General features: G+C 69.4%; 24 protein-coding genes. 8 read left to right on the top strand and 16 right to left on the bottom strand.

Annotation, left to right across the window (positions count from 1 at the left end; genetic code table 11):
* The 4 genes from N788_RS07925 to surE all read right to left on the bottom strand — a co-directional run.
* On the bottom strand, window positions 1–368 hold a 368-nt coding region (locus N788_RS07925), incomplete at its 3' end, for a M23 family metallopeptidase (RefSeq protein ID WP_034223267.1).
* Window positions 365–949, bottom strand: a complete 585-nt coding sequence (locus N788_RS07920) for a YqaA family protein (RefSeq protein ID WP_034223265.1) — start codon at window positions 947–949, stop codon at window positions 365–367. The genes N788_RS07920 and N788_RS07925, both read right to left, overlap by 4 nt.
* Entirely contained in the window at window positions 950–1,627 is a 678-nt protein-coding gene (locus N788_RS07915; RefSeq protein ID WP_034223262.1) for a protein-L-isoaspartate(D-aspartate) O-methyltransferase, read from the bottom strand. It abuts the gene before it with no gap.
* Entirely contained in the window at window positions 1,624–2,403 is a 780-nt protein-coding gene (gene surE / locus N788_RS07910; protein ID WP_034223257.1) for a 5'/3'-nucleotidase SurE, read from the bottom strand. Before surE ends, N788_RS07915 begins: the two co-directional genes overlap by 4 nt.
* A gap of 78 nt (window positions 2,404–2,481) precedes the next feature.
* Between surE and N788_RS07905 the strand changes: the two genes are divergently transcribed.
* Entirely contained in the window at window positions 2,482–3,063 is a 582-nt protein-coding gene (locus N788_RS07905; protein ID WP_034223252.1) for a Smr/MutS family protein, read from the top strand.
* On the opposite strand, the gene N788_RS14685 is transcribed toward N788_RS07905, so the two are convergent.
* From N788_RS14685 to pyrG, 9 genes are all read right to left on the bottom strand, one after another.
* Entirely contained in the window at window positions 3,064–3,267 is a 204-nt protein-coding gene (locus N788_RS14685) for a hypothetical protein (protein WP_152560427.1), read from the bottom strand. It lies immediately after the preceding gene.
* 84 nt (window positions 3,268–3,351) lie between these two features.
* Window positions 3,352–4,380, bottom strand: coding sequence for a tRNA pseudouridine(13) synthase TruD (gene truD, locus N788_RS07900; RefSeq protein WP_034223249.1), 1,029 nt, complete (start codon window positions 4,378–4,380; stop codon window positions 3,352–3,354).
* On the bottom strand, window positions 4,377–4,859 hold the full coding sequence (gene ispF / locus N788_RS07895; protein WP_034223245.1) for a 2-C-methyl-D-erythritol 2,4-cyclodiphosphate synthase: 483 nt from the start codon (window positions 4,857–4,859) through the stop codon (window positions 4,377–4,379). The genes truD and ispF overlap by 4 nt, the downstream gene beginning before the upstream one ends.
* A 19-nt stretch (window positions 4,860–4,878) precedes the next feature.
* Window positions 4,879–5,577 carry a 2-C-methyl-D-erythritol 4-phosphate cytidylyltransferase gene (gene ispD / locus N788_RS07890; RefSeq protein ID WP_034223244.1) on the bottom strand — a complete coding sequence of 233 codons (699 nt, stop codon included), beginning with the start codon at window positions 5,575–5,577 and terminating at the stop codon, window positions 4,879–4,881.
* Complete coding sequence (gene ftsB, locus N788_RS07885) at window positions 5,574–5,897, bottom strand: cell division protein FtsB (RefSeq protein ID WP_034223241.1); 324 nt, start codon at window positions 5,895–5,897, stop codon at window positions 5,574–5,576. Before ftsB ends, ispD begins: the two co-directional genes overlap by 4 nt.
* 10 nt (window positions 5,898–5,907) lie before the next feature.
* Window positions 5,908–7,194 (bottom strand): phosphopyruvate hydratase, encoded by a 1,287-nt coding sequence (eno, locus tag N788_RS07880; protein ID WP_034223238.1) that lies wholly within the window; start codon window positions 7,192–7,194, stop codon window positions 5,908–5,910.
* A 30-nt stretch (window positions 7,195–7,224) separates the two neighbouring features.
* A complete protein-coding gene (locus tag N788_RS07875) occupies window positions 7,225–7,572 on the bottom strand; it encodes a hypothetical protein (protein ID WP_034223237.1) in 348 nt (115 codons plus the stop codon).
* Window positions 7,569–8,402 (bottom strand): 3-deoxy-8-phosphooctulonate synthase, encoded by an 834-nt coding sequence (kdsA, locus tag N788_RS07870; RefSeq protein WP_034223236.1) that lies wholly within the window; start codon window positions 8,400–8,402, stop codon window positions 7,569–7,571. The genes N788_RS07875 and kdsA overlap by 4 nt, the downstream gene beginning before the upstream one ends.
* Entirely contained in the window at window positions 8,402–10,060 is a 1,659-nt protein-coding gene (gene pyrG, locus N788_RS07865) for a CTP synthase (RefSeq protein ID WP_034223234.1), read from the bottom strand. Before pyrG ends, kdsA begins: the two co-directional genes overlap by 1 nt.
* 174 nt (window positions 10,061–10,234) lie before the next feature.
* Between pyrG and parE the strand changes: the two genes are divergently transcribed.
* The 7 genes from parE (at window position 10,235) to N788_RS14680 (ending at window position 17,266) form a co-directional block, all read left to right on the top strand.
* Window positions 10,235–12,124, top strand: a complete 1,890-nt coding sequence (gene parE / locus N788_RS07860) for a DNA topoisomerase IV subunit B (protein WP_034223232.1) — start codon at window positions 10,235–10,237, stop codon at window positions 12,122–12,124.
* A 347-nt stretch (window positions 12,125–12,471) separates the two neighbouring features.
* Entirely contained in the window at window positions 12,472–13,050 is a 579-nt protein-coding gene (locus tag N788_RS13925; RefSeq protein ID WP_152560426.1) for a hypothetical protein, read from the top strand.
* A 77-nt stretch (window positions 13,051–13,127) separates the two neighbouring features.
* Window positions 13,128–13,760, top strand: a complete 633-nt coding sequence (locus N788_RS07850) for a hypothetical protein (protein WP_152560425.1) — start codon at window positions 13,128–13,130, stop codon at window positions 13,758–13,760.
* Window positions 13,757–14,209 (top strand): hypothetical protein, encoded by a 453-nt coding sequence (locus tag N788_RS07845; protein ID WP_034223227.1) that lies wholly within the window; start codon window positions 13,757–13,759, stop codon window positions 14,207–14,209. The genes N788_RS07850 and N788_RS07845 overlap by 4 nt, the downstream gene beginning before the upstream one ends.
* Before the next feature lie 5 nt (window positions 14,210–14,214).
* Window positions 14,215–14,991, top strand: a complete 777-nt coding sequence (locus tag N788_RS07840) for a hypothetical protein (protein ID WP_152560424.1) — start codon at window positions 14,215–14,217, stop codon at window positions 14,989–14,991.
* Entirely contained in the window at window positions 14,988–16,970 is a 1,983-nt protein-coding gene (locus N788_RS07835; RefSeq protein ID WP_034223223.1) for a carboxypeptidase-like regulatory domain-containing protein, read from the top strand. Before N788_RS07840 ends, N788_RS07835 begins: the two co-directional genes overlap by 4 nt.
* Window positions 16,967–17,266 carry a hypothetical protein gene (locus N788_RS14680; protein ID WP_152560423.1) on the top strand — a complete coding sequence of 100 codons (300 nt, stop codon included), beginning with the start codon at window positions 16,967–16,969 and terminating at the stop codon, window positions 17,264–17,266. The genes N788_RS07835 and N788_RS14680 overlap by 4 nt, the downstream gene beginning before the upstream one ends.
* Here the strand turns inward: N788_RS14680 and hutG are convergent.
* From hutG to N788_RS07820, 3 genes are read right to left on the bottom strand one after another with little or no spacing between them, the layout of a single operon-like run.
* Window positions 17,197–17,976: an N-formylglutamate deformylase gene (gene hutG / locus N788_RS07830; protein ID WP_034223220.1), complete on the bottom strand. Its 780-nt coding sequence runs from the start codon at window positions 17,974–17,976 to the stop codon at window positions 17,197–17,199. The two genes, N788_RS14680 and hutG, sit on opposite strands and share 70 nt — an antisense overlap.
* Before the next feature lie 9 nt (window positions 17,977–17,985).
* A complete protein-coding gene (locus tag N788_RS07825; RefSeq protein WP_034223217.1) occupies window positions 17,986–19,239 on the bottom strand; it encodes an NAD(P)/FAD-dependent oxidoreductase in 1,254 nt (417 codons plus the stop codon).
* A 10-nt stretch (window positions 19,240–19,249) separates the two neighbouring features.
* Window positions 19,250–20,503 (bottom strand): DUF418 domain-containing protein, encoded by a 1,254-nt coding sequence (locus N788_RS07820; RefSeq protein WP_034223214.1) that lies wholly within the window; start codon window positions 20,501–20,503, stop codon window positions 19,250–19,252.
* Window positions 20,504–20,512: the final 9 nt, after the last annotated feature.

The raw sequence follows: 20,512 nt of genomic DNA, 5'->3' as shown, positions 1-20,512 counted from the left end.
CCCGGCGCCGTGCCGGCGGCCGGTGCCGGTGCCGGGGTTCGCGGCGCCGGCATGCCGGTGACGCCTTGCGCCGGCCGGGCGCTGCCCTGGGCCTGCAGCCGCAGGCGCTGCCCCGGATAGATGGTGTAGGGCGGGCCGATGCGATTGAGTGCCGCCACCTCACGGTAGTCCAGCCCGTGCCGGAACGCGATGCCGTAGAGCGTATCGCCGCGCTTGACCTCGTAGTCGCCGCTGCGCGGCATCGACTGGGTGGCGCGCTCGGGAGCCGGGCGCGACCCTTCGCGCTTGACCACGCGCGAGTGGCCGCAGCCGGCGAGCAGGGCGACGACCAGGATCCAGGCGAGGGTACGGGCGATGGAAGGCTTCATCCGCGCATATTCAACCAGACAATGGCGCCCAGTATCAGCACCGCGATGACCCAACCGACGATTTCGATGTAGCGCCGGAAGACCGGCTCGACCTTCGGGCCACCCCAGGCAACGACCCAGGCGACGAGGAAAAAACGTATGCCGCGGCCGACCAGCGAGGCCAGCACGAACGGCAGCAGCGGCATCGCGGCGGCGCCGCCGGCCACCGTGAACACCTTGAACGGGATCGGCGTGAACGCCGCGACGAACATGATCCAGACGCCGTACTGGCTGAAGAGTTCCTGCACGCGGGCATAGGTGTCGTCGTAGCCGACACGCACGATCCAGGGCATCACCGCCTCGATGGCGAAATAGCCCAGCCCATAGCCGATGACGCCCCCGAGCACCGAGGTGAGCGTCGCCAGCAAGCCAAGGCGCCACCAGGCCTTCGGATTGGCCAGCGCCATCGGTGCCAGCATGACGTCGGTCGGCACCGGGAAGAAGATCGATTCGATGGTGGATACGAAGCCCAGGTACCAGGGCGCGTGGCGATGGGCGGCGAGCACGCGGCACCGGTCGTAGAGCGGACCGAACAGTTTCATTCAGAGCGTCCCGGGCAGCAGGGGCACGAACACCACGCCGCCCAGGTCTTCCTGCACCAGCTGGCCGTCCAGGCGCCGGATGCGCAGCAGCCGCTGGCCGTTGGGCCCACCGACGGGCGCCACCAGCGTGCCGCCTTCGGCCAGCTGTTCGAGCAGCGCCGGCTCCATCGCCGCGGCGCCCGCGGTGACCAGGATGCCGCCGAAGGGGGCGTACTCCGGCCAGCCGGCGCGGCCATCGTCATGGCGGGTGCGCACGTTCAGGCCCTGGTGCCGGAACCGCCGGCGGGCGACCCGCAGCAGTTCCTCGATGCGCTCGACGCTGTAGGTTTCCAGGCCCAGCGTGGCCAGCACCGAGGCCTGGTAGCCCGAGCCGGTACCGACTTCCAGCACCCGGTCCGGCAGGCCGTGTTCGACCAGCGCCTCGGTCATGCGCGCCACCACCCACGGCTGGCTGATGGTCTGGCCGTTGCCGATCGGCAGGGCCGTGTCCTCGTAGGCGCGGCTGGCCAGGGCCTCGTCCAGGAACAGGTGGCGCGGCACCGTGCGCATCGCCGTCAGCACCGCCTCGTCGGCGATGCCGCCTTCGTTGCGCAGGCGTTCGACCATGCGGTCGCGGGCACGCTGGGAGGTCATGCCCAGTCCCTTGGCTTCCGGCCGGATTTGGTAGCGGGGCATCATGCCTTCTGGTTCATCCCTGCACCGAGCGCGCCGACCCAGCTGGCGACCTTTTCCAGGGCCTGGTAGCGGGTCAGGTCGACGTGGATGGGCGTGATTGAAATGCAGCCCGTGCGGATCGCGTGGAAATCGGTGCCCGGGCCGGCGTCCTGTTCGGGGCCGGCAGGGCCGATCCACCACATCGGGCGCCCGCGCGGGTCGACCTGCTCGACGCAGGGTTCGGCGCGGTGGCGGTGGCCCAGGCGGGTGACCTCGTAGCCCTTGAGTTCGTCCCAGGGCAGGTCGGGCACGTTTACGTTGAGGATGGTGTCGGCCGGCAAGGGATCGACCAGCAGGCGGGCGGTGATTTCCAGCGCCGCCCGCGCCGCCGTTTCGTAGTGCCGGGACGACGCCTCGTCGGTCACCAGCGACATGGCGATGGCCGGCAGGCCCAGGAAGCGCCCTTCCATCGCCGCGGCCACGGTACCCGAATAGATGACGTCGTCACCGAGGTTCGCGGCGGTGTTGATGCCCGAGACCACGATGTCGGGATCGGCCTCGAGCAGGCCGGTCAGGGCCAGGTGCACGCAGTCGGTGGGGGTGCCGGTGACGCGCCAGGTGCGGTCGGCGATCTGACGGACCCGGATGGGCCGGTCCAGCGTCAGCGAGTTGCTCGCCCCGGACCGGTCACGGTCGGGCGCCACCACCGTCACCTCGTGGCCGGCCTTGCGCAGGCCTTCGGCCAGGACGCGGATGCCCGGGGCTTCCACGCCATCGTCATTGCTCACCAGTACGCGCATCGGGGACCCTGCAGGAAGAGCCCCATGATAACGGAAGCATCACCCGCGGCATCACCCATGACGGGTTAACCTTCGCGCATGGCCAAACCAAAGCCACCCGCGCCAGTCACCGACGACGACGCCGCCCTGTTCCGGGAGGCGATCGGCGACGTGCGCCGGCTGGAGCCGCCGCCGGCGGCGCCGGCGAGGCCGCGGCCGGCACCCAAGCCACGCATGCGCGAACTCGATGAAGCGCTGGCGCTGGCGCAGTCACGCCAGGCAGGCTGGTTCGAAGCCACCATCGACGCCGCCGAGGCCCTGGCCTATCGCCGCGACGAAGTGCCGGAAAAAGTGCTCAAGGCCCTCAAGCGCGGCCAATACAGCATCGGCGGCGAGCTCGACCTGCACCAGATGCGTGCGCCGGAGGCCGAACGCTGGCTGCGCGTTTTCCTGGCCGAGTCCCGGGCCGGCGGCCACGCCTGCGTGCGCATCATCCACGGCAAGGGCCTGCGCGCCGCAGAGGGGGGTTCGGTGCTCAAGGCCCTGGTGGACCGGATGCTGCGCCAACGCGCGGACGTACTCGCCTACGCCTCTGCACCGGAGGCGATGGGGGGAACCGGCGCGGTGCTGGTGCTGCTGGCCCGGAAACGACCCGGCGAGCAGGGACCGGGCACCGGCTGATCAATCGTCCTTGCGCTGCTTGGGCGGGTTGACCCACACCACGCGAACGCCGGCCGGCTTGGCAGCGGCTTCCACCGCTTCCATGTAGGTCTCGTCGTTGCTGATGGTGGACTTGCCGGCCAGGCCGGCGCTGCCGGAGCTGGCACAGGCGGCCAGCAGCAGCGTCGCGGACACAAGGACAACACACTTGCGGGCGGTGTTCATGGCGACCTCCTGGGATCTGGAAAACCGCGAACCCAGATTACTCCTCGAGGATGCCGGTGCAAGTGCCGCCGGCCCGGGCGGGGTTCAGGCCCCGGCGTGCGCGTCCCGGACCTCGCCCAGTTCGGCCAGCAGGCCGGTCGCGTAGGCGCCTGGCGGCAGTTCGAAGCGCAGCGCAAGCTGGTCCGCGGCCGGCCATTGCCACGCCAGCGTGGCCACCCGGACGCGCAGGGCCCGGCGTTCCTGTTTCAGGCCGGCGGCCTCCAGCCCCTGGCGCAGGTCTTCGAAGGGTTCCAGCGTCGCCAGCTCGAGCGAACGGGCGCTGCCCGTGCTGCGCAGTTCGCCGCGACCCCACAGCGGCCCGGTGGCATGGATGTCCAGGCGCGCGGCGCGTTCGGCCAGTGTCGCGCTCGCGGGCTCCGGTCCGAACACCGACTGGCTGCCCTCCAGCATCCAGACCTCGCCTTCGCGGCCCTGCGCCCAGTCGCCGGCAGCGACGCGGGCGGCCAGCACCGCATTGAACATTTCCGAACGTGCGGCCGACAGGTAGATCGAGCGCTGCTCCCGGCGAACGCGCTGGCCGGCGAACATCCGGCGTGCCGATTCGACGTTGTCACCGTCGCGACCAAAACGCTGCCCGCCGAAATAATTGGGGATCCCGCCCGCGGCGATGCTCGCGAGTCGCTGGTCGATGGCCGCGCGATCGCCGCGCACCTGGCGCAGGACCAGCTCGAAACGGTTTCCGCGCAGGGCGCCGCGCGGCAACTTGCGGTTGTGCCAGGCGTGCTCGAGCACCTGCAGCGATTCGTCCTGCAGCAAGGCCAGGTCCGGCGCGATGCGCTTGGGCAGGTGCACCGAAAAGCGCTGCCGCGTGATCGCATGGCGATCCTTCATGCCGGCATAACCGACGCCCATTTCCGGGATGCCGGCCCACTGCGCGATGCGACGCGCGGCGTGCACCGTGTTCATGCCGCGCTTCTGGATGGTCAGCAGCAGGTGTTCGCCCTGCCCCGCCGGTTCGAAGCCAGCCAGTTCCTCGACCAGGAAATCCTCGGGCTGGCTGCGGAAGTCCGCTGCCAGCACGGGCGGGCCGTGGCCGCCGGGCGGGACGGTCACGCCCGCACCAGCAGCGCCACCGCCGTCGCCGCCAGGCCTTCGCCCCGGCCGGTGAACCCGAGCTTCTCGGACGTGGTGGCCTTGACGCTGATCGCGTCCACGGACACGCCGAGGTCGGCGGCGAGGTTCGCCCGCATCGCCGGCGCGTGCGCGGCGACCTTCGGCCGCTCGCAAACCACGGTGACGTCGGCATTGCCCAGTCGCCAGCCGCGTTCGTTCAGCAGGCCGGCGCAATGGCGCAGGAACTCGCGACTGTCGCAGTCTTTCCAGCGATCGTCGGAAGGCGGGAAATGCACGCCGATGTCGCCCAGCGCCAGCGCCCCCAGCAGGGCATCGCACAGCGCGTGGATCACCACGTCGCCGTCCGAATGCGCCAGCACCCCGCGGTCGTGGGCGATACGCACGCCACCGAGCACAACGTGGTCGCCGTCACCGAACGCGTGGACGTCGTAGCCCTGGCCAATCCGGACATCGGTCATCGGGTTTCTTGCCTCGCTTTCACGCGGACGGATCCTTTCGGTTCGACAGGACGAATTCTGCCAGGGCCAGGTCGGCCGGCGTGGTGATCTTGAGGTTGTCGTCGCGACCTTCGACCAGGCGCGGCTTCAGCCCCAGGCGCTCCATCGCCATGGCTTCGTCGGTGACGCGCACGCCGTTGCGGTGGGCCGACGAAAGCGCCCGGGTGAGGCCGCCACGGCGGAACAACTGCGGGGTCAGCGCCCGCCAGAGCGCTTCGCGGGGTTCGGTGCCCAGGCACTTCGCGTCGGCGTCGGCGCGCTTAAGCGTGTCGCGCACCGGCGCCGCCAGCAGCGCACCGACGGCGTCGCGGCAGCCTTCCCCGATCAGCCGGGCCAGGTCGTCGCGATGCAGGCAGGGGCGCGCGGCGTCGTGCACCAGCACCCATTGGTCGTCGTCGATGCTGGCCGGCAGGGCGTGCAGCGCGGCCAGCACCGAATCGGCGCGTTCGCCGCCGCCAACGCAGGTAAGCACCGGCTTTCCACCGACCTCGCGCCAGCCCGGCCAGGCGGCGTCGTCTTGTGCCAGGGCGACCATCACGCCGTCCACGCCCGGATGGTCGAGCACCGCACGCAGGCTGTGTTCGATCACCGGCCGGCCGGCCAGCACCAGGTACTGCTTGGGCACGGCGCCGCCGAAGCGGCTTCCGCGGCCGGCCGCGGGCACGATGGCCCAGGTCACGGATCACGCTCGGCCGCGTCGCCGGAGGCGGCTGGCCCGGCGTCCGGTTCCACCACGCGGTAGAACACTTCGCCGGGCTTGACCATGCCCAGCTCGCTGCGGGCGCGGTCCTCGACGGCGGCTTCGCCCGACTTGAGGTCTTCGACCTCGGCCGACAGGGCATCGTTGCGCTGCTGCAGGCGGGCGTTCTCGCGCCGCTGGTCCTCCACCCGGGCTTCCAGCGCCCGCGCCTCGCGCAGGCCGCCGTCACCCCACCAGAACTTGGCCTGCAGGGCCAGCAGGGCCAGCAGCAACAGCGCGAGGGGCCACCAGCGGCGCAAGGGCCCGGGCTCAGCGCTTGAGGCTGGTGAAGGCGTCGCGGCCGGCGTAGCGGGCCTGGTCGCCCAGCGCCTCCTCGATGCGCAGCAGCTGGTTGTACTTGGCCACGCGGTCGCTGCGGCACAGCGAGCCGGTCTTGATCTGGGTGGCCGTGGTGGCGACCGCGATGTCGGCGATGGTCGTGTCTTCGGTTTCGCCCGAACGATGCGACACGACCGCCGCGTAGTTGACGGCATCGGCCATCGCGATCGCTTCCAGGGTTTCGGTCAGGGTGCCGATCTGGTTGACCTTGATCAGGATGGCGTTGGCCACGCCCTGGTCGATGCCTTCGCGGAAGATCTTCGGATTGGTGACGAACAGGTCGTCGCCGACCAGTTGGACCTTGCCGGCCAGGCGCTGGGTGAGCGCCTTCCAGCCTTCCCAGTCGTCTTCGGCCATGCCGTCTTCGATGGTGATGATCGGGTACTGGGCGCTCCAGCCGGCCAGGAAGTCGACGAACTGCTCTGGCGACAGGCGCTTGCCCTCGCCCACCAGGTTGTACTTGCCGTTGTCGAAGAATTCCGAACTGGCCACGTCCAGGCCCAGCAGGATGTCTTCGCCGGCGCGGTGGCCGGCCTTGCCAATGGCCTCGAGGATGACTTCGATCGCTTCTTCGTTCGAACGCAGGTCCGGTGCGAAGCCGCCTTCGTCGCCCACCGCGGTGCCCAGGCCCTTGGCCTTGAGCACGGCCTTGAGCGCGTGGAACACCTCGGTGCCGGCGCGCAGCGATTCGGCGAAGCTGTCGAAGCCCACCGGCAGGACCATGAATTCCTGCATGTCGACGTTGTTGTCGGCGTGCGCGCCGCCGTTGATGATGTTCATCATCGGCACCGGCAGCACGTTCGCGTTTTCGCCGCCCAGGTGGCGCCACAGCGGCAGGCCCCGGGCCGCCGCGACGGCATGGGCATTGGCCATGGACACGCCGAGCAGGGCGTTGGCGCCCAGCCGGCCCTTGTTCTCGGTGCCGTCGAGGTTGATCAGCTTGCTGTCCAGGCCCGCCTGGTCGGCACCGTCGAAGTCCTTCAGCGCCTGGGCGATCGTGGTGTTGACGTTGGCCACGGCCTTGCGCACGCCCTTGCCCAGATAGCGGCTCTTGTCGCCGTCACGCAGCTCCACGGCTTCCTTGGTGCCGGTGGACGCGCCCGAGGGCACGGCGGCGCGGCCGACGTGGCCGCTGGCCAGGGTGACCTCGGCTTCCAGGGTGGGATTGCCGCGGCTGTCGAGGATCTCGCGGGCGTGGACTTTGCTGATGGTGGTCATGGTGTCTCGCAAACTAGGAAAGGGTGGAACTCAGGGAGCCATCGCCAGGCCGACGACGACAATCACGATGCCCAGCAGCAACGGCAGCAGGTTCAGGACCAGGCCGAGCCAGGCGAACAGGCGCTTGCGGGCGCCCGCGAACAGGCCGACGGCGCCCAGGATCGCGCCAAGCACCAGCAGCGCCATCGCCGCCAGCATGCCCATGCCGACCATCACCATGCGCGGGTCGGTTTCCGACGGCTGGCCACCCTGCTCCATGCCGACGTACCCGGCGTAGCCGAAGACACCCAGCAGGCCCAGGCCGGCAATGATGGCGATGATGGTCGCGGCGATGCCGAGGCCGGAGTGTTTCAGGGGTGCGACGGCAACCGTATTCATGCGTCCTGCTCCAGGAATCCGTTTTTCTTGGTGATGCGGTCGAGTTCGACCAGGGTTTCCAGCAACGCCGCCATCTTCGGCAGCGGCCAGGCGTTGGGGCCGTCGGACAGCGCCTTTTCCGGGTCGGGATGGGTTTCCATGAACAAACCGCTGACACCCACCGCGACCGCCGCGCGCGACAGTACCGGCACGAACTCGCGCTGGCCGCCGGACTTGCCGCCGGCGCCGCCGGGCAGCTGCACGCTGTGGGTGGCGTCGAACACCACCGGGCAGCCGGTGTCGCGCATGACGCTCAGCGAGCGCATGTCCGAGACCAGGTTGTTGTAGCCGAAGCTGACGCCGCGCTCGCAGGCCATGATCTGCAGGTTGCCGGTCGCACGCGCCTTGTCGGTGACGTGCTTCATTTCCCAGGGCGACAGGAACTGCCCCTTCTTGATGTTCACCGGCTTGCCGGCGCGGGCGACCTTCTGGATGAAGTCGGTCTGCCGGCACAGGAAGGCCGGCGTCTGCAGCACGTCCACCACCGAGGCCACTTCGTCCATCGGCGTGTATTCATGCACGTCGGTCAGCACCGGCACGCCGAGCTGGCGCTTGACCTCGGCCAGCACCTTCAGGCCGGCTTCCAGGCCCGGGCCGCGGAAGCTGGTGCCGGAGGTGCGGTTGGCCTTGTCGAAGCTGGACTTGAAGATGAAGGGAATGCCGAGCTTGCCGGTGATTTCCTTGAGCCGGCCGGCGGTTTCCATCTGCAGTTCCAGCGACTCGATCACGCAGGGGCCGGCGATCAGGAAGAAGGGCTGGTCCAGCCCGACCTTGAAGCCACAAAGTTCCATCAGGCCTTGGCCTCCTTGAGGAGCCGGCCGCCGGCCTTGTGCTCGCGGGCGGCACGGATGAAGCCGATGAACAGCGGGTGGCCGTCACGCGGCGTGGAAAGGAATTCAGGGTGGGCCTGGCAGGCGATGAACCAGGGGTGGCCGGGCAGCTCCACCATTTCGACCAGCAGGTCGTCCATGGACTTGGCGCTGATGACCAGGCCGGCGTCCTCGAGCTGGCTGCGGTAACGATTGTTGAACTCGTAGCGGTGCCGGTGGCGCTCGCCAACGACGTCCTTGCCATACAGCGCGTGCGACCGGGTGCCGGGCTTGACCCGCTGTTCCTGCAGGCCAAGCCGCATGGTGCCACCCAGGTCGGACGCCTCGTCGCGGCGCTCGATCTCGCCGGTGGCGGTGCGCCACTCGGTGATCAGGCCGATCACTGGGTGCGGGCAGTGGCGGTCGTTTTCCGTGCTGTTGGCGCCGTCGAGGCCGGCGACGTGGCGGGCATAGTCCACCACCGCCGCCTGCATGCCGTAGCAGATGCCGAAGTACGGCACGCCGCGCTCACGCGCGTACCTGGCGGTGAGCACCTTGCCCTCGAAGCCGCGGTCGCCGAAGCCCCCGGGCACCAGGATGGCGTCGACGCCGTCGAGCGCCTTCTCGCCGTCCTTTTCCACCTGCTCGGATTCAAGCCAGTGCAGCTTCACCCGCGTGCGCTGGCGCAGGCCGCCGTGCTTGAGCGCCTCGGCCAGTGACTTGTAGGCGTCCTGGTGGTCCACGTACTTGCCGACCACGGCGACCGTGACCTCGTCGACCGGGTTTTCCACGGCGTCCACCACCGCTTCCCATTCCGACAGGTCGGCGGGCGCGGCCTTTTCCTCGAGCCGCAGGCGTTCGACGACGATCTGGTCGAGCTGCTGCTGGTGCAGCCACAGCGGCAACTGGTAGATGTTGCCCACGTCCACGCAGCTGATCACGGCCTTTTCGGGCACGTTGGTGAACAGGGCGATCTTGCGGCGCTCGGAGTCGGGCAGCGGCTTTTCGCTGCGGCAGACCAGGATGTCGGGCTGGATACCGATCGAACGCAGTTCCTTGACCGAGTGCTGCGTCGGCTTGGTCTTGAGTTCGCCGGCGGCGGCGATCCAGGGCACCAGGGTCAGGTGCATGAAGACCGCCTGCTCCGGGCCGCGCTCGGTGCGGATCTGGCGGATGGCTTCCAGGAAAGGCAGCGACTCGATGTCGCCGACGGTGCCGCCGATCTCGACCAGGCCGACGTCGAATCCGTCGGTGGCCTCGAAGATGCAGCGCTTGATCTCGTCGGTGATGTGCGGGATCACTTGCACGGTGCCGCCCAGGTAGTCGCCCCGGCGCTCCTTGCGGATGACGTTTTCGTAGATGCGGCCGGTGGTGACCGAGTTCTTCCGGCTCAGGCGAACGCGCAGGAAGCGTTCGTAGTGGCCCAGGTCGAGGTCGGTTTCGGCGCCGTCGTCGGTGACGTAGACCTCGCCGTGCTGGAACGGGCTCATGGTGCCCGGGTCGACGTTGATGTAGGGGTCGAGCTTCATCATGGTGACCCGCAGGCCGCGGGATTCCAGGATGGCTGCCAGCGATGCCGCGGCGATGCCCTTGCCAAGCGAGGACACCACGCCACCGGTTACGAAGATAAGACGGGTCATGGGTATTGGGGGCGCTGGAAAACCGTATTCTACCGGCTCACGCCGCCCGGGGCGAGAAACTTTTTCGCATCAATGGCTTGCAATCGTGGTCCGGGCGGCCCGGCTTGACCGGCCCCCGGGCGCCGCGCATCCTGCCCGCCACCGCAAGACCCCGCCAGGAAGGCCTTCCCCCGCATGAACACCCGCTACAACGCCGCCGACATCGAAGTCCTGTCGGGCCTGGACCCGGTCAAGCGCCGGCCCGGCATGTACACCGACACCACCCGGCCCAACCACCTGGCCCAGGAGGTCATCGACAACTCGGTGGACGAAGCCCTGGGCGGGCACGCCAAGCTGATCGAGGTGGTGCTGCACGCCGACGGCAGCGTCGAGGTCTCCGACGACGGCCGCGGCATGCCGGTGGACGTGCATCCCGAAGAAGGCATCCCGGGCGTCGAGCTGATCCTCACGCGCCTGCACGCCGGCGGCAAGTTCAGCGGCAAGAACTACACCTTCTCCGGCGGCCTGCACGGCGTCGGCGTCAGCGTGGTCAATGCGCTTTCAAAGAAGGTCGAGGTCTTCATCAAGCGCGAGGGCCAGGAACACCGCATGGAGTTCCGCGACGGCGACCGCAGCTCGGCCCTGGACGTGGTCGGCACGGTCGGCAAGCGCAACACCGGCACCCGCCTGCGCTTCTGGCCGGACCCGAAATACTTCGACTCCCCGAAGATTTCCCTGCGCGCCCTGCGCCACCTGCTGCGCGCCAAGGCCGTGCTCTGCCCGGGCCTGACGGTGAAGCTGCACGATGTCGCCAGCGACGCCAGGGACGAGTGGTACTACGAGGACGGCCTGAGCGACTACCTGCGCGGCGAGCTCAGCGGCCGCGAGCTGCTGCCGGCCGAGCTGTTCGTCGGCCACCTGTCCAAGGACACCGAGGTGGCCGACTGGGCCGTGGCCTGGGTCCCCGACGGCGAACTGGTGCAGGAAAGCTACGTCAACCTCATCCCGACCGCCCAGCACGGCACCCACGTCAACGGCCTGCGCAGCGGCTTCACCGATGCGCTGCGCGAGTTCTGCGACTTCCGCAACCTGCTGCCCCGTGGCGTCAAGCTGGCGCCGGAAGACGTCTGGGACCGGGTCAGCTACGTGCTGAGCCTGAAGATGACCGACCCGCAGTTCAGCGGCCAGACCAAGGAGCGACTGAGCTCCCGCCAGGCCGCGGCCTTCGTCGAGGGCGCGGCCCACGATGCCTTCTCCCTGTGGCTCAACCAGCACGTGGAGCTGGGCACCCAGATCGCCCAGCTGGCGATCGACCGCGCCGCCGCCCGGCTCAAGTCGGAAAAGCAGGTGGTGCGCAAGAAGATCACCCAGGGCCCGGCCCTGCCCGGCAAGCTGGCCGACTGCATCAGCCAGGACCTGGGCCGCACCGAACTGTTCCTTGTCGAAGGTGATTCGGCCGGCGGCAGCGCCAAGCAGGCCCGCGACAAGGACTTCCAGGCCATCCTGCCGCTGCGCGGCAAGATCCTGAACACCTGGGAGGTCGAATCCGGCGGCGTGCTGGCCTCCAACGAGGTCCACGACCTGGCCGTGGCCATCGGCTGCGACCCGGGCGTAGAGAACATCGACGGCCTGCGCTACGGCAAGGTCATCATCCTGGCCGACGCCGATTCGGACGGCCTGCACATCGCCACCCTGCTCTCGGCCCTGTTCCTGCGCCATTTCCCGGCGCTGGTGCGGGCCGGCAACATCTTCGTGGCCATGCCGCCGCTGTTTCGCGTGGACGTCGGCAAGCAGGTCTTCTACGCCCTGGACGAAGAGGAGAAGCGGCTGCTGCTGGACCGGATCGAACGCGAGAAGATCCGCGGCCAGGTCAACGTCACCCGCTTCAAGGGCCTGGGCGAGATGAATCCCTCGCAGCTGCGCGAGTCCACCATCCACCCTGATACCCGCCGCCTGGTGCAGCTGACGGTGGACGACGCCGAGCAGACCCGGTCGCTGATGGACCTGCTGCTGGCCAAGAAGCGCGCCGGCGACCGCAAGGCCTGGCTGGAAGCCAAGGGCGACCTGGCCTCGCTGGAAGTCTGAGTCCCCGACGGCCGGGGTTTTGGCCGCAAACTGTGACGGGCACCCCGGAAAGGTGACGCTTTGCGTCACATTTTCACCCCGCCTGCCCCCAACCAGCTGCCGTTCGTCGGCCGGACGGCCGGTATCGGCCCTGATTTGCGTCGGGCCGGCCCGTCACATAATGTGAATCAGCGCACATTTCGTGGCCAGGAGGCCCTCCACCACCCCGGATGCAGCCCATTGGCACGTTTCCTGCTTCTTTTCTCCCGCCCGCAGTTTGCGTGCCCCCGGTCGGTGATCCGACCCGGAATGTCTACCCAACAATCCTGTCGTTTCACCCAGCAAACTCCACCAAGGAAAACCTGCACATGAAGAACACCGTCCGTAGCATCCGAGGCCTCGCCCTTGTTGGCGTGGCGTCCCTCGGCCTGATCGCGATGACCCCGGCCCTGGCCGAGTCCGACTTCGCCACCGGCAACGGCGCCATTTCCGCCGACGCCCGCGTTGACTTCGAGATCAACATCCCGCGCTTCATCCGCTTCCAGGTCGGCTCGGCCGGCGCCACCATCGACGAAGTGGTCTTCGACGTGGCCGCCGCCAACGTCGGCGACGGCTCCGACGTCGCCGCGACCAGCAACGGCACCCTGGCCGTCAGCCTGCTCGGCAACGTCGGCACCATCAGCCTCGACGCCACCACCGCCGCCGCCCTGACCGACGGCACGGACAGCATCTCCTGGTCCGAAATCCTGACCTCCAGCTCGGACGCCGCGCTGGACGTGCCGGCCATCGTCGACGCCGGCACCGGTGCCGCCGAGTCGGTCACCGCCAACGTCGGCACCCGCGTGGTGAACCGCACCGCCGACTGGACCTTCGGCTACGACAACAGCAACGTGGTCGCCGCCGGCACCTATACCGGCCGCGTCACCTTCACCGCCTCCAACCCCTGACCGGACGAGGACACTCCACCGCGGGGCCAGCCCTTCCGGCCCCGCGGTGTGCTTTCCCCCGCAAGCGAGCCCCGACCATGCGCGTATTGCCCGCCCTGCTGCTTTCCACCGCCTGCCTGCTGTCGGCCGGTGAAGCGGGCGCGTACGTGGTCAACATCAACCAGGGCACCAACGCGGTCTACCTGCGCGTGGGTGACGGCGTGATGTCCGGTGGCTCCTACAGCGGCGGCGGCACCCCGCAATCGGGCGGCGCCGTCAGCCGCGTTTCCGTCACGGTGCCGCAGGCGGCCCTGGGAAATGGCACGCCCCAGGTCATGAGCGCCAACGGCCGCCTCACCAGCGACTGGGACGGTTATCTGTTCTGCAACGCAGGGCAGCTGTACGTCGGCGGCTTCTACCGCCGCAACAACAATGGCAACGCCAACGCCACGCTCACCGTCACCGCGCCAGCCTTCCTGGTCAATGCCGGTGGCGACACCATTCCCATTTCCCAGATCAGCTGGACCAGCTCGGGCAACGGCGATGGCACGGCTACCCAGCCGGTACCGTCCGGCAGTTTCCAGGCCGGCGGTGGCTCGCAGCCGCTCGCCAGCGACTTCTACCGCAACACCTGGCGCGAGAGCTGCCTGAGCTTCCGTTACGCCAATTCCCAGCTGGTCGCCGGCGGCACCTACACCGCCCGCGTCACCTACACCCTGACCGCGCCATGACCCGCGCCGTCATCCTCATCGCCCTGCTCCTGCTCAGCGCCGGCGCCGCCCGGGCCCAGGCCGTGCGCCTGGACGATTCCGCCAGCCAGGTCCTGACCGGCCTGGTGCGCATGCAGTGGGAAGACCCGGCACCCGGGCGCAGCGACATGCTGGTGGGCCAGGTGACGGTGCTGGTGCGCATCGACACCTCTGAACTACGCGGCCGCAGCGGCCGGATATTCCACGTCCTTGGCCGCCAGGCAACGCCGGTGGAAGCGAGCTGGACCGCGCGTGGTCCGCTGCTGCCCGGCCAGCTCAAGGATGGTGAACGCGCCCTGGTCTATGCCGGCCCGATCAGCACCAACCTGCTGGAAGACACCTTCGTGCTGACCCTGCGCGCCGACGCCAACCTGCTGTCCCGGCCCGAACAGCTTGAGTTCCACTTCGAATTCGAGGCCGACGGACAGTGAAGCCCTTGACCCTCCGCTGCCTGGCCCTGCTGGCGCTGTTGGTCCTGTCGGGCCTCGCGCAGGCGCAGTTCTCGGCCCAGATCATGCCGCCGCGGTTCGAGGACCGCGCCAAGCCGGGCGACGTCTACCGGGAGGTCATCGAGATCTCCAACATCGCCCCGGTGCCACTGCGCCTGACCGTGGCGACCGCCGACTGGTCGCTCAACGCGGAAGGTGGCGTGGCCTTCCAGGCCTCCCTCGCCGAGGACAGCTGCCGTCCCTGGACCGCCCTGGAGGCCACCGAGATCGAAGTGCCGCCCAATGGCAAGCGACGCTTCCGCTTCGAGGTCCGGGTACCCCAGGATGCGGGCAGCCGGCAGTGCCGCTTCGCCGTGATGTTCGAAGGCGAGCCGACCCCGGTCCCCGGCGTGGCCGTCCCGGTGGCGGGACGCATCGGCATCATCGTTTACCTGGACGTGGGCGATGCCCGCGCCGACCTGCGTGTCGTCGGCAGCGGTGTCGTCGAAGAAGCCGGCCGGCCGATGCCGATGCTGCGCATCCAGAACGCCGGCACCGCGCATGGGCGCCTCGAGGGCTTCATCGATGCCACCGACGCGACCGGCGAGCGCTGGACCCTGACCCCGTCGGGCAACCCCATCCTGCCCGGCGCCACCCGCGACATCCCGCTGTATCCGGTGGTCAACGACGACGAGCCCGTCGTGCTGGCCTTCCCGATGAAGGTGTCCGGAAAGCTCGAATGGCGCGGACGCGCCATCGACATCGACGTCAGCGCCGACCGATGACGCCCGCCCGCCTGCCTACCGCGGTGCAGTTGTCCGCCTGCATCGCGCTGGCGCTTGCCGCCTTGCCGGCGGCCGCGCGCCCGCTCGTGCAGGCGCCCGAGCCGGAAGGCGAGCCCTGGTCGGACAACGTGATCGCTTCGGAGGACCTGGCGCCGCTGCCGGTCGACCCGGAGATCGACTTCGATCCCAGCGGCCTGCCGCGCTCGTTCACCTTCGAGGCGATCGCCAGCCGCACCGAGCGTGGCGACGACACCTTCCACGAGTTCGGCCTGCGCTTCGGCGGTTTCCGGGAAACGGCGGACCACGGGACGCTGTCCCTGGATGCGACGCTGACCCAGTCCGACCGCCGCGACGACGCCTCCGATGTCGGTGGCACCGCGACCCTGTGGCAGCGTGGACTGTTCCTGGATGGCGGCTGGCGCGGCAACAACGGCATCGGCGTGCTCAACACGCCCTCGCCGTCCCTGCTCCGCGAACAGCACCGCTTCTTCCTGCCCACGGTGCCGTTCGCCGGCGCCAGCACGGAGTGGACGCGCGGCCGCGAAGACCTGGTCGTGCAAGCCGCCCTGGGCCGGGCCGGCGTCTTCAACGGCGCCCGCGTGGTGGGTTTCGACGTGGCCGACGGCAATGTCGGCACCGCCAGCTTCCAGTTCAAACCCGCCCGGGGATGGCGCGCCGCGATTTCGGCGCTGGCCACCGACGGCCTGATCGTCCCGGACGATTTCGGCGGCAGCTTCTTCCAGGATGGCCGCACCGAGGCCCTGCATGGCGCGCTCGCCTGGTCGGACGCGCGCAATGGCGTCAACCTCAACCTGCAGGCCAGCGACGGCTACCTGGGCAGCGCGACCGGTGCCTGGCTGGACGTGCGCAACATGCGCGGCGCCTATACGCATCGCTACGGCGTCTTCAACCTCGAGCCGGACCTGGCCTGGGGTGCGCAGCCGATCAACAACGACAGCCGGGGTGCCTACTACCGCGTCGCCTACCAGCACGCCCGCTGGTCCTGGTCTGCGGGCCTGGACCGGGTCGCCAGCATTTCCGGCAACAGTTTCGACGGCTGGTACGGCACGGCCTTCGCGCGCTTCCAGGCAACGGCATCCATGGGCTACGGCGGCAACCTGGCCCTTCGCAGCTCGCGTGCCCAGGACGCCCTCTCGGCCCTGTGGTTCGTCGACAAGACCACCCGCTGGGGCCAGAGCCGGCTGCAGTTCGAACACCTGCATTCGCGGGGAGCCGGCGATGACGACGACAGTTGGGAACTGAGCGTCGACCAGTCGCTGCCGCTGCGCCAGGGCCGACGGCTCAGCCTCACCGCCTCTTACGGCGAAGTGTCCTACGAGGGCGAGGCCGCCAGCGGCGTCGCGTCCCTGTCAGCCTATGGCGGCATCGACCTGGGCTCGCGGATCACCCTCGATGGCACGGCACGCTGGACCGAGGGCGACGCCTTCCGCGGCGCCGACCTGAACCTCAACCTGGCCTGGCGCGTCTCCAGCCACTGGTCGCTGGTGGCGACGATCTACGAGAACCAGGGTTCGCAGCGCTCGCCCTTCATCATCGATCCGCTGGCCACCGAACAGGCCTTCGTTTCCCTGCCGCGCGACCGATCTGTTTTCCTGAGCCTTCGTTACGAGCGTCAGGCCGGCACCAGCGCCGGCGTGCTCGGCGGTGCGCCGGGCATGGCCGCCGGGTCCGTCACCGGCAGCGTGTTCCTGGACGAAAACGGCGACGGCGAGCGGTCGGCGTCGGAGCTGCCGGCGGCCAACGTCACGGTACTGCTCGACGGCCGCTACGCCGTGCGCACCGACAGCCAGGGTGAGTTCGAATTCCCGCGTGTCGCCACCGGCGCGCACACCCTGGAAGTGGTGCCGGACAACCTGCCCCTGCCCTGGTTCCTGGAAGGGGAAAACGGCGAGCGTGCCATCGACGTCCGTGTCCGCGACACCACCCGCGTCGACATCGGTGCGAGGCGCCAGCGGTGATCGATCCCATGCTGCCCAGGACGCAATCCCTGCCGCGCAAGCACGGCATCGTGCTGCGCCTGCTGGTGCTGTTCCTCGCGGTGGCGTTGGCGGTGGGCCTGCAGGCCGGCGAAGGCCAGGCCGCCGGCCCGGTCGAGCGGAGCGCGCCAGCGACGACCCCGGATGCGCCCATGCCCGCCTGCACGCCCCCGGTGGCGCTCAGGCACCCGGCCCTGCCCGCCGCCGCTCAGCCCAGGGATGCGCGCAACAGCGACGACAGCAAGGGCTGCAGCCGCTCCGCCCGTCCGGACTCGTAGCGCCCGGCGTCTTCGTCCATGTAGCAGGACTGGGCGATCTCCAGCTGGATGGCCTCGACGCCCTGCGCGGGCTGGCCATAATGGCGCGTGATGTAGCCGCCCTTGAAGCGGCCATTGGCCACCCAGGTGTAATCACCCTGCGAGGCCAGCACCGATTCCAGGCGCACCTGGGTGTCGGTTCGGCAACTTTCGCCGGCCGCGGTGCCCAGGTTGAGGTCCGGCAACCGGCCCTCGAACAGGAAAGGCACGACGCTCCGGATCGAATGGCCTTCCCACAGCACGACGCGACCATGCGCCCGGCGCAGTCGCTGGAGCTCTTCGGCCAGGGCGTCGTGGTAGGGCCGCCAATAACGCTCGATCCGCGTCGCGACTTCGTCGGGGCTTGGTTCCTGGCCAGGCAGGTACACCGGATCCCCCGTGAATCGACGCACCGGACACAGCCCGGTGGTGTTCTGGCCCGGATACAGGGAGACATCGTCCGGCGGCCGGTTGAGGTCGACCACGTAGCGCGAGTAGTTCGGAACCAGCACCGATGCCCCGAGCGCGCGGGCGAAATCGTAGAGCCGGCTCACGTACCAGTCGGTGTCGGGCACGCCGCGGGCCGCGTCCGTGACCCGCGCGGCGACGTCCTCGGGCAGGGCGATGCCGTCGTGCGGCAGGCTGACCAGCAGCGGCAGCTCGCCGCGGTGGAGGCTGAATACGTCGCTCATGCCTGCAGTCTAGCCGGCGAAGCGCGTCGGTGCGTACGGCGTCGCGTCGATCGCCGGCGTGCGGCCGGTCATCAGGTCGGCCATCAGCCGGCCCGTGCCCGCGCTCATGCCGACGCCCATCATGCCGTGGCCGGTGGCCAGGAACAGGTTGTTGTGGCCTGGCGCCCGGCCCAGGATCGGCAGGTCGTCCCAGGTCATCGGACGCCAACCGTGCCAGGCGTCGCGTCGCGCCGGGCCCGTGGGTTCGACCAGGTATCGGGCGGCGCCGCGCTCGAGGGCGGCCAGTCGCCTGGGGTTGGGCGTGTCATCGAAGCCGCTGAATTCCATGGTGCTGCCCAGGCGGTAGCCATCGTCCCAGGTCGTGACGCAGACGCTGCGCTCCTTGAGCACCAGCGGCCGGCGCGGCGCGATGGTCGGGCGGTCGTAGCTGATCGAATAGCCCTTGCCCGGCTGGATGGGGATGTTCAGGCCCAGGTTGTCGGCGAATCCCGCCGACCATGCCCCCATGGCCACCAGCACCTTGCCGGCCGAGCGCCGACCTTCGCTGGTCTGCACCGCCTCGATGCCATTGCGTCCGCGTTCGAAACCGGACACCCGCACGTCTTCTTCGATCACGCCGCCGGCCTCGCGCACGATGCGGGCCAGCTCGGCGGTGAAGCGGTCCGGGCGCAGGTGGGCGTCGCCCGGGAAATGGATGGCGCCGGCCAGCCCCGGCTTCAGCGCTGGCTCGTCCGCCACCAGTGCGTCGCCGTCGATCACGCGCGCGGCGATGCCCAGTTCGGCCAGCAGGGGCAGTTCGCGCTGCTGGTGCGCGAGCGCCTTCGGGGTCAGGAACACGTAGTGCAGGCCGCTGGCTTCGAAGCCGCAGTCCAGGCCCTGGCCGTAGACCAGGTCTTCGACCAGCACCCGCGAGTATTTCAGGAGTGCACCCTTGGCCATGCCGCTTTCGCGCCAGTGGCGTGGGTTGCAGCGGCCCGCCACCTTGCCCAGCCAGCGGGCCAGCGGCGGATCCCAACGCGGCTTGATGTAAAGCGGCGCGTCGGGCCGGAGCATCCAGCCCAGCGCCTGGGCCACCATGCCGGGTGCCGCCAGCGGCGCCGCATGGCTGGGCGTGAGCGTGCCGCAGTTGCCCCAGGACGTGGCACCGCCGACCTTGCCGGCGTCGAGCACGCGCACCGACCGCCCTTCGCTGAGCAGGTAATGGGCGCAGGCCAGGCCAACCACGCCCGCACCCAGCACCAGGACATCCGCGTCGTGGCTCATGCCGCGCAGTTTACCCTCGGCGCATCGGCGGCAGGCTCAGGTAGGTAGCGGCGCGCCAGGCCCACTCGGCCGGGCCGAAGCGGAAGCGCGCCATCCACCAGTGGCTCAGCGCCACCTGCAGGGCGAAGAAGCCGAACACGTACACCGGCTGCCAGGCCCGCGGCAGCTGCTCGAAGTAGCCCAGGCCGTAACCGAAGAAGATGAAGGTGGCGACCAGCGACTGCAGCAGGTAGTTCGTGAGCGCCATGCGCCCTGCCGGGCCCAGCAACCCCAGCAGCCGCCCCGCCGCCGCCGAATGCAGGCCGTGCACCACCCAGGCCAGGTAGGAAACCGCCATCACCGCGCCGCCGAGCATCTGCAGCACCTGCGCGGTGGACGCACGCAGGTCGAGCCGGCCGAAATCCATCGTCGGCTCGAGCCAGAACGACACCAGCACCATCGCCAGGCCCACCGGCAGCGCCACCCAGCGCAGCCGCGTGAACAGCCGGGCGTGTTCGGCCGGGCGTGCGATCGCGCCGCTGCGCGCGAACCAGGCCCCCACCAGGAACAGACCCAGGATGAAGGCGCCATAGATGACCAGGAAACCCATCATGCTCAGGAAATCATCCAGTCGCTGCGCGGTCGCCTCGGCGAAACCACCGCTGCCATAGGCCTCGCGCTGGGCCTGGACCAGAGCCGCCATCTGCTGCGACTGCTCGGCCAGCGCCCGGTTGAACTCGGCGCTGGCCTCTTCGGGCAGCGACTGCAGGGCGGTGCCCAGCAAACCCAGGCCCAGGGTGAACACGGCCGGCAACAGGATCAGCGCGATGCCCCACTTGGGCAGCCGCGATTGCGGCGTATTACGGAAAAAAAGCAGCAACAGCAGGCCCATCAACGCGTAGGTGACCAGGATGTCGCCCGACCACACCAGCAGGGCATGCAGCAGCCCGATCACCAGCAAGGCCAGCACCCGGCGCAGGTAGACGCCGAAGAACGGCCGGCCGGCCGCCTGGGCCCTGGCCAGCATGATCGCGAAGCCCATGCCGAACAGCATCGAGAACAGCGGGAAGAACTTGCCCTGCACCAGCAGGTAGATCGCGCCATCGACCCAGCGGTCGGCCCCGGACAGCGCCGGGTTCAGGCCGGTCATGGAGGCCATCAGGGGCCCCACCATGCCTTCGATGTTCATCAGCAGGATGCCCAGCAGCGCAAAACCGCGGATGGCGTCGAGAGCCTGGATTCGTTCGGCGCCGGTGACCGGCGCCAGCTCGCTTGTCTGGGTCATGGCATGGGG

It is taken from the genome of Arenimonas donghaensis DSM 18148 = HO3-R19, from assembly GCF_000743535.1.
Taxonomy (GTDB): Bacteria; Pseudomonadota; Gammaproteobacteria; order Xanthomonadales; family Xanthomonadaceae; genus Arenimonas; species Arenimonas donghaensis.
Note: the sequence above shows the minus strand (reverse complement) of the source record. Positions and strands in the feature narration are given on the sequence as shown.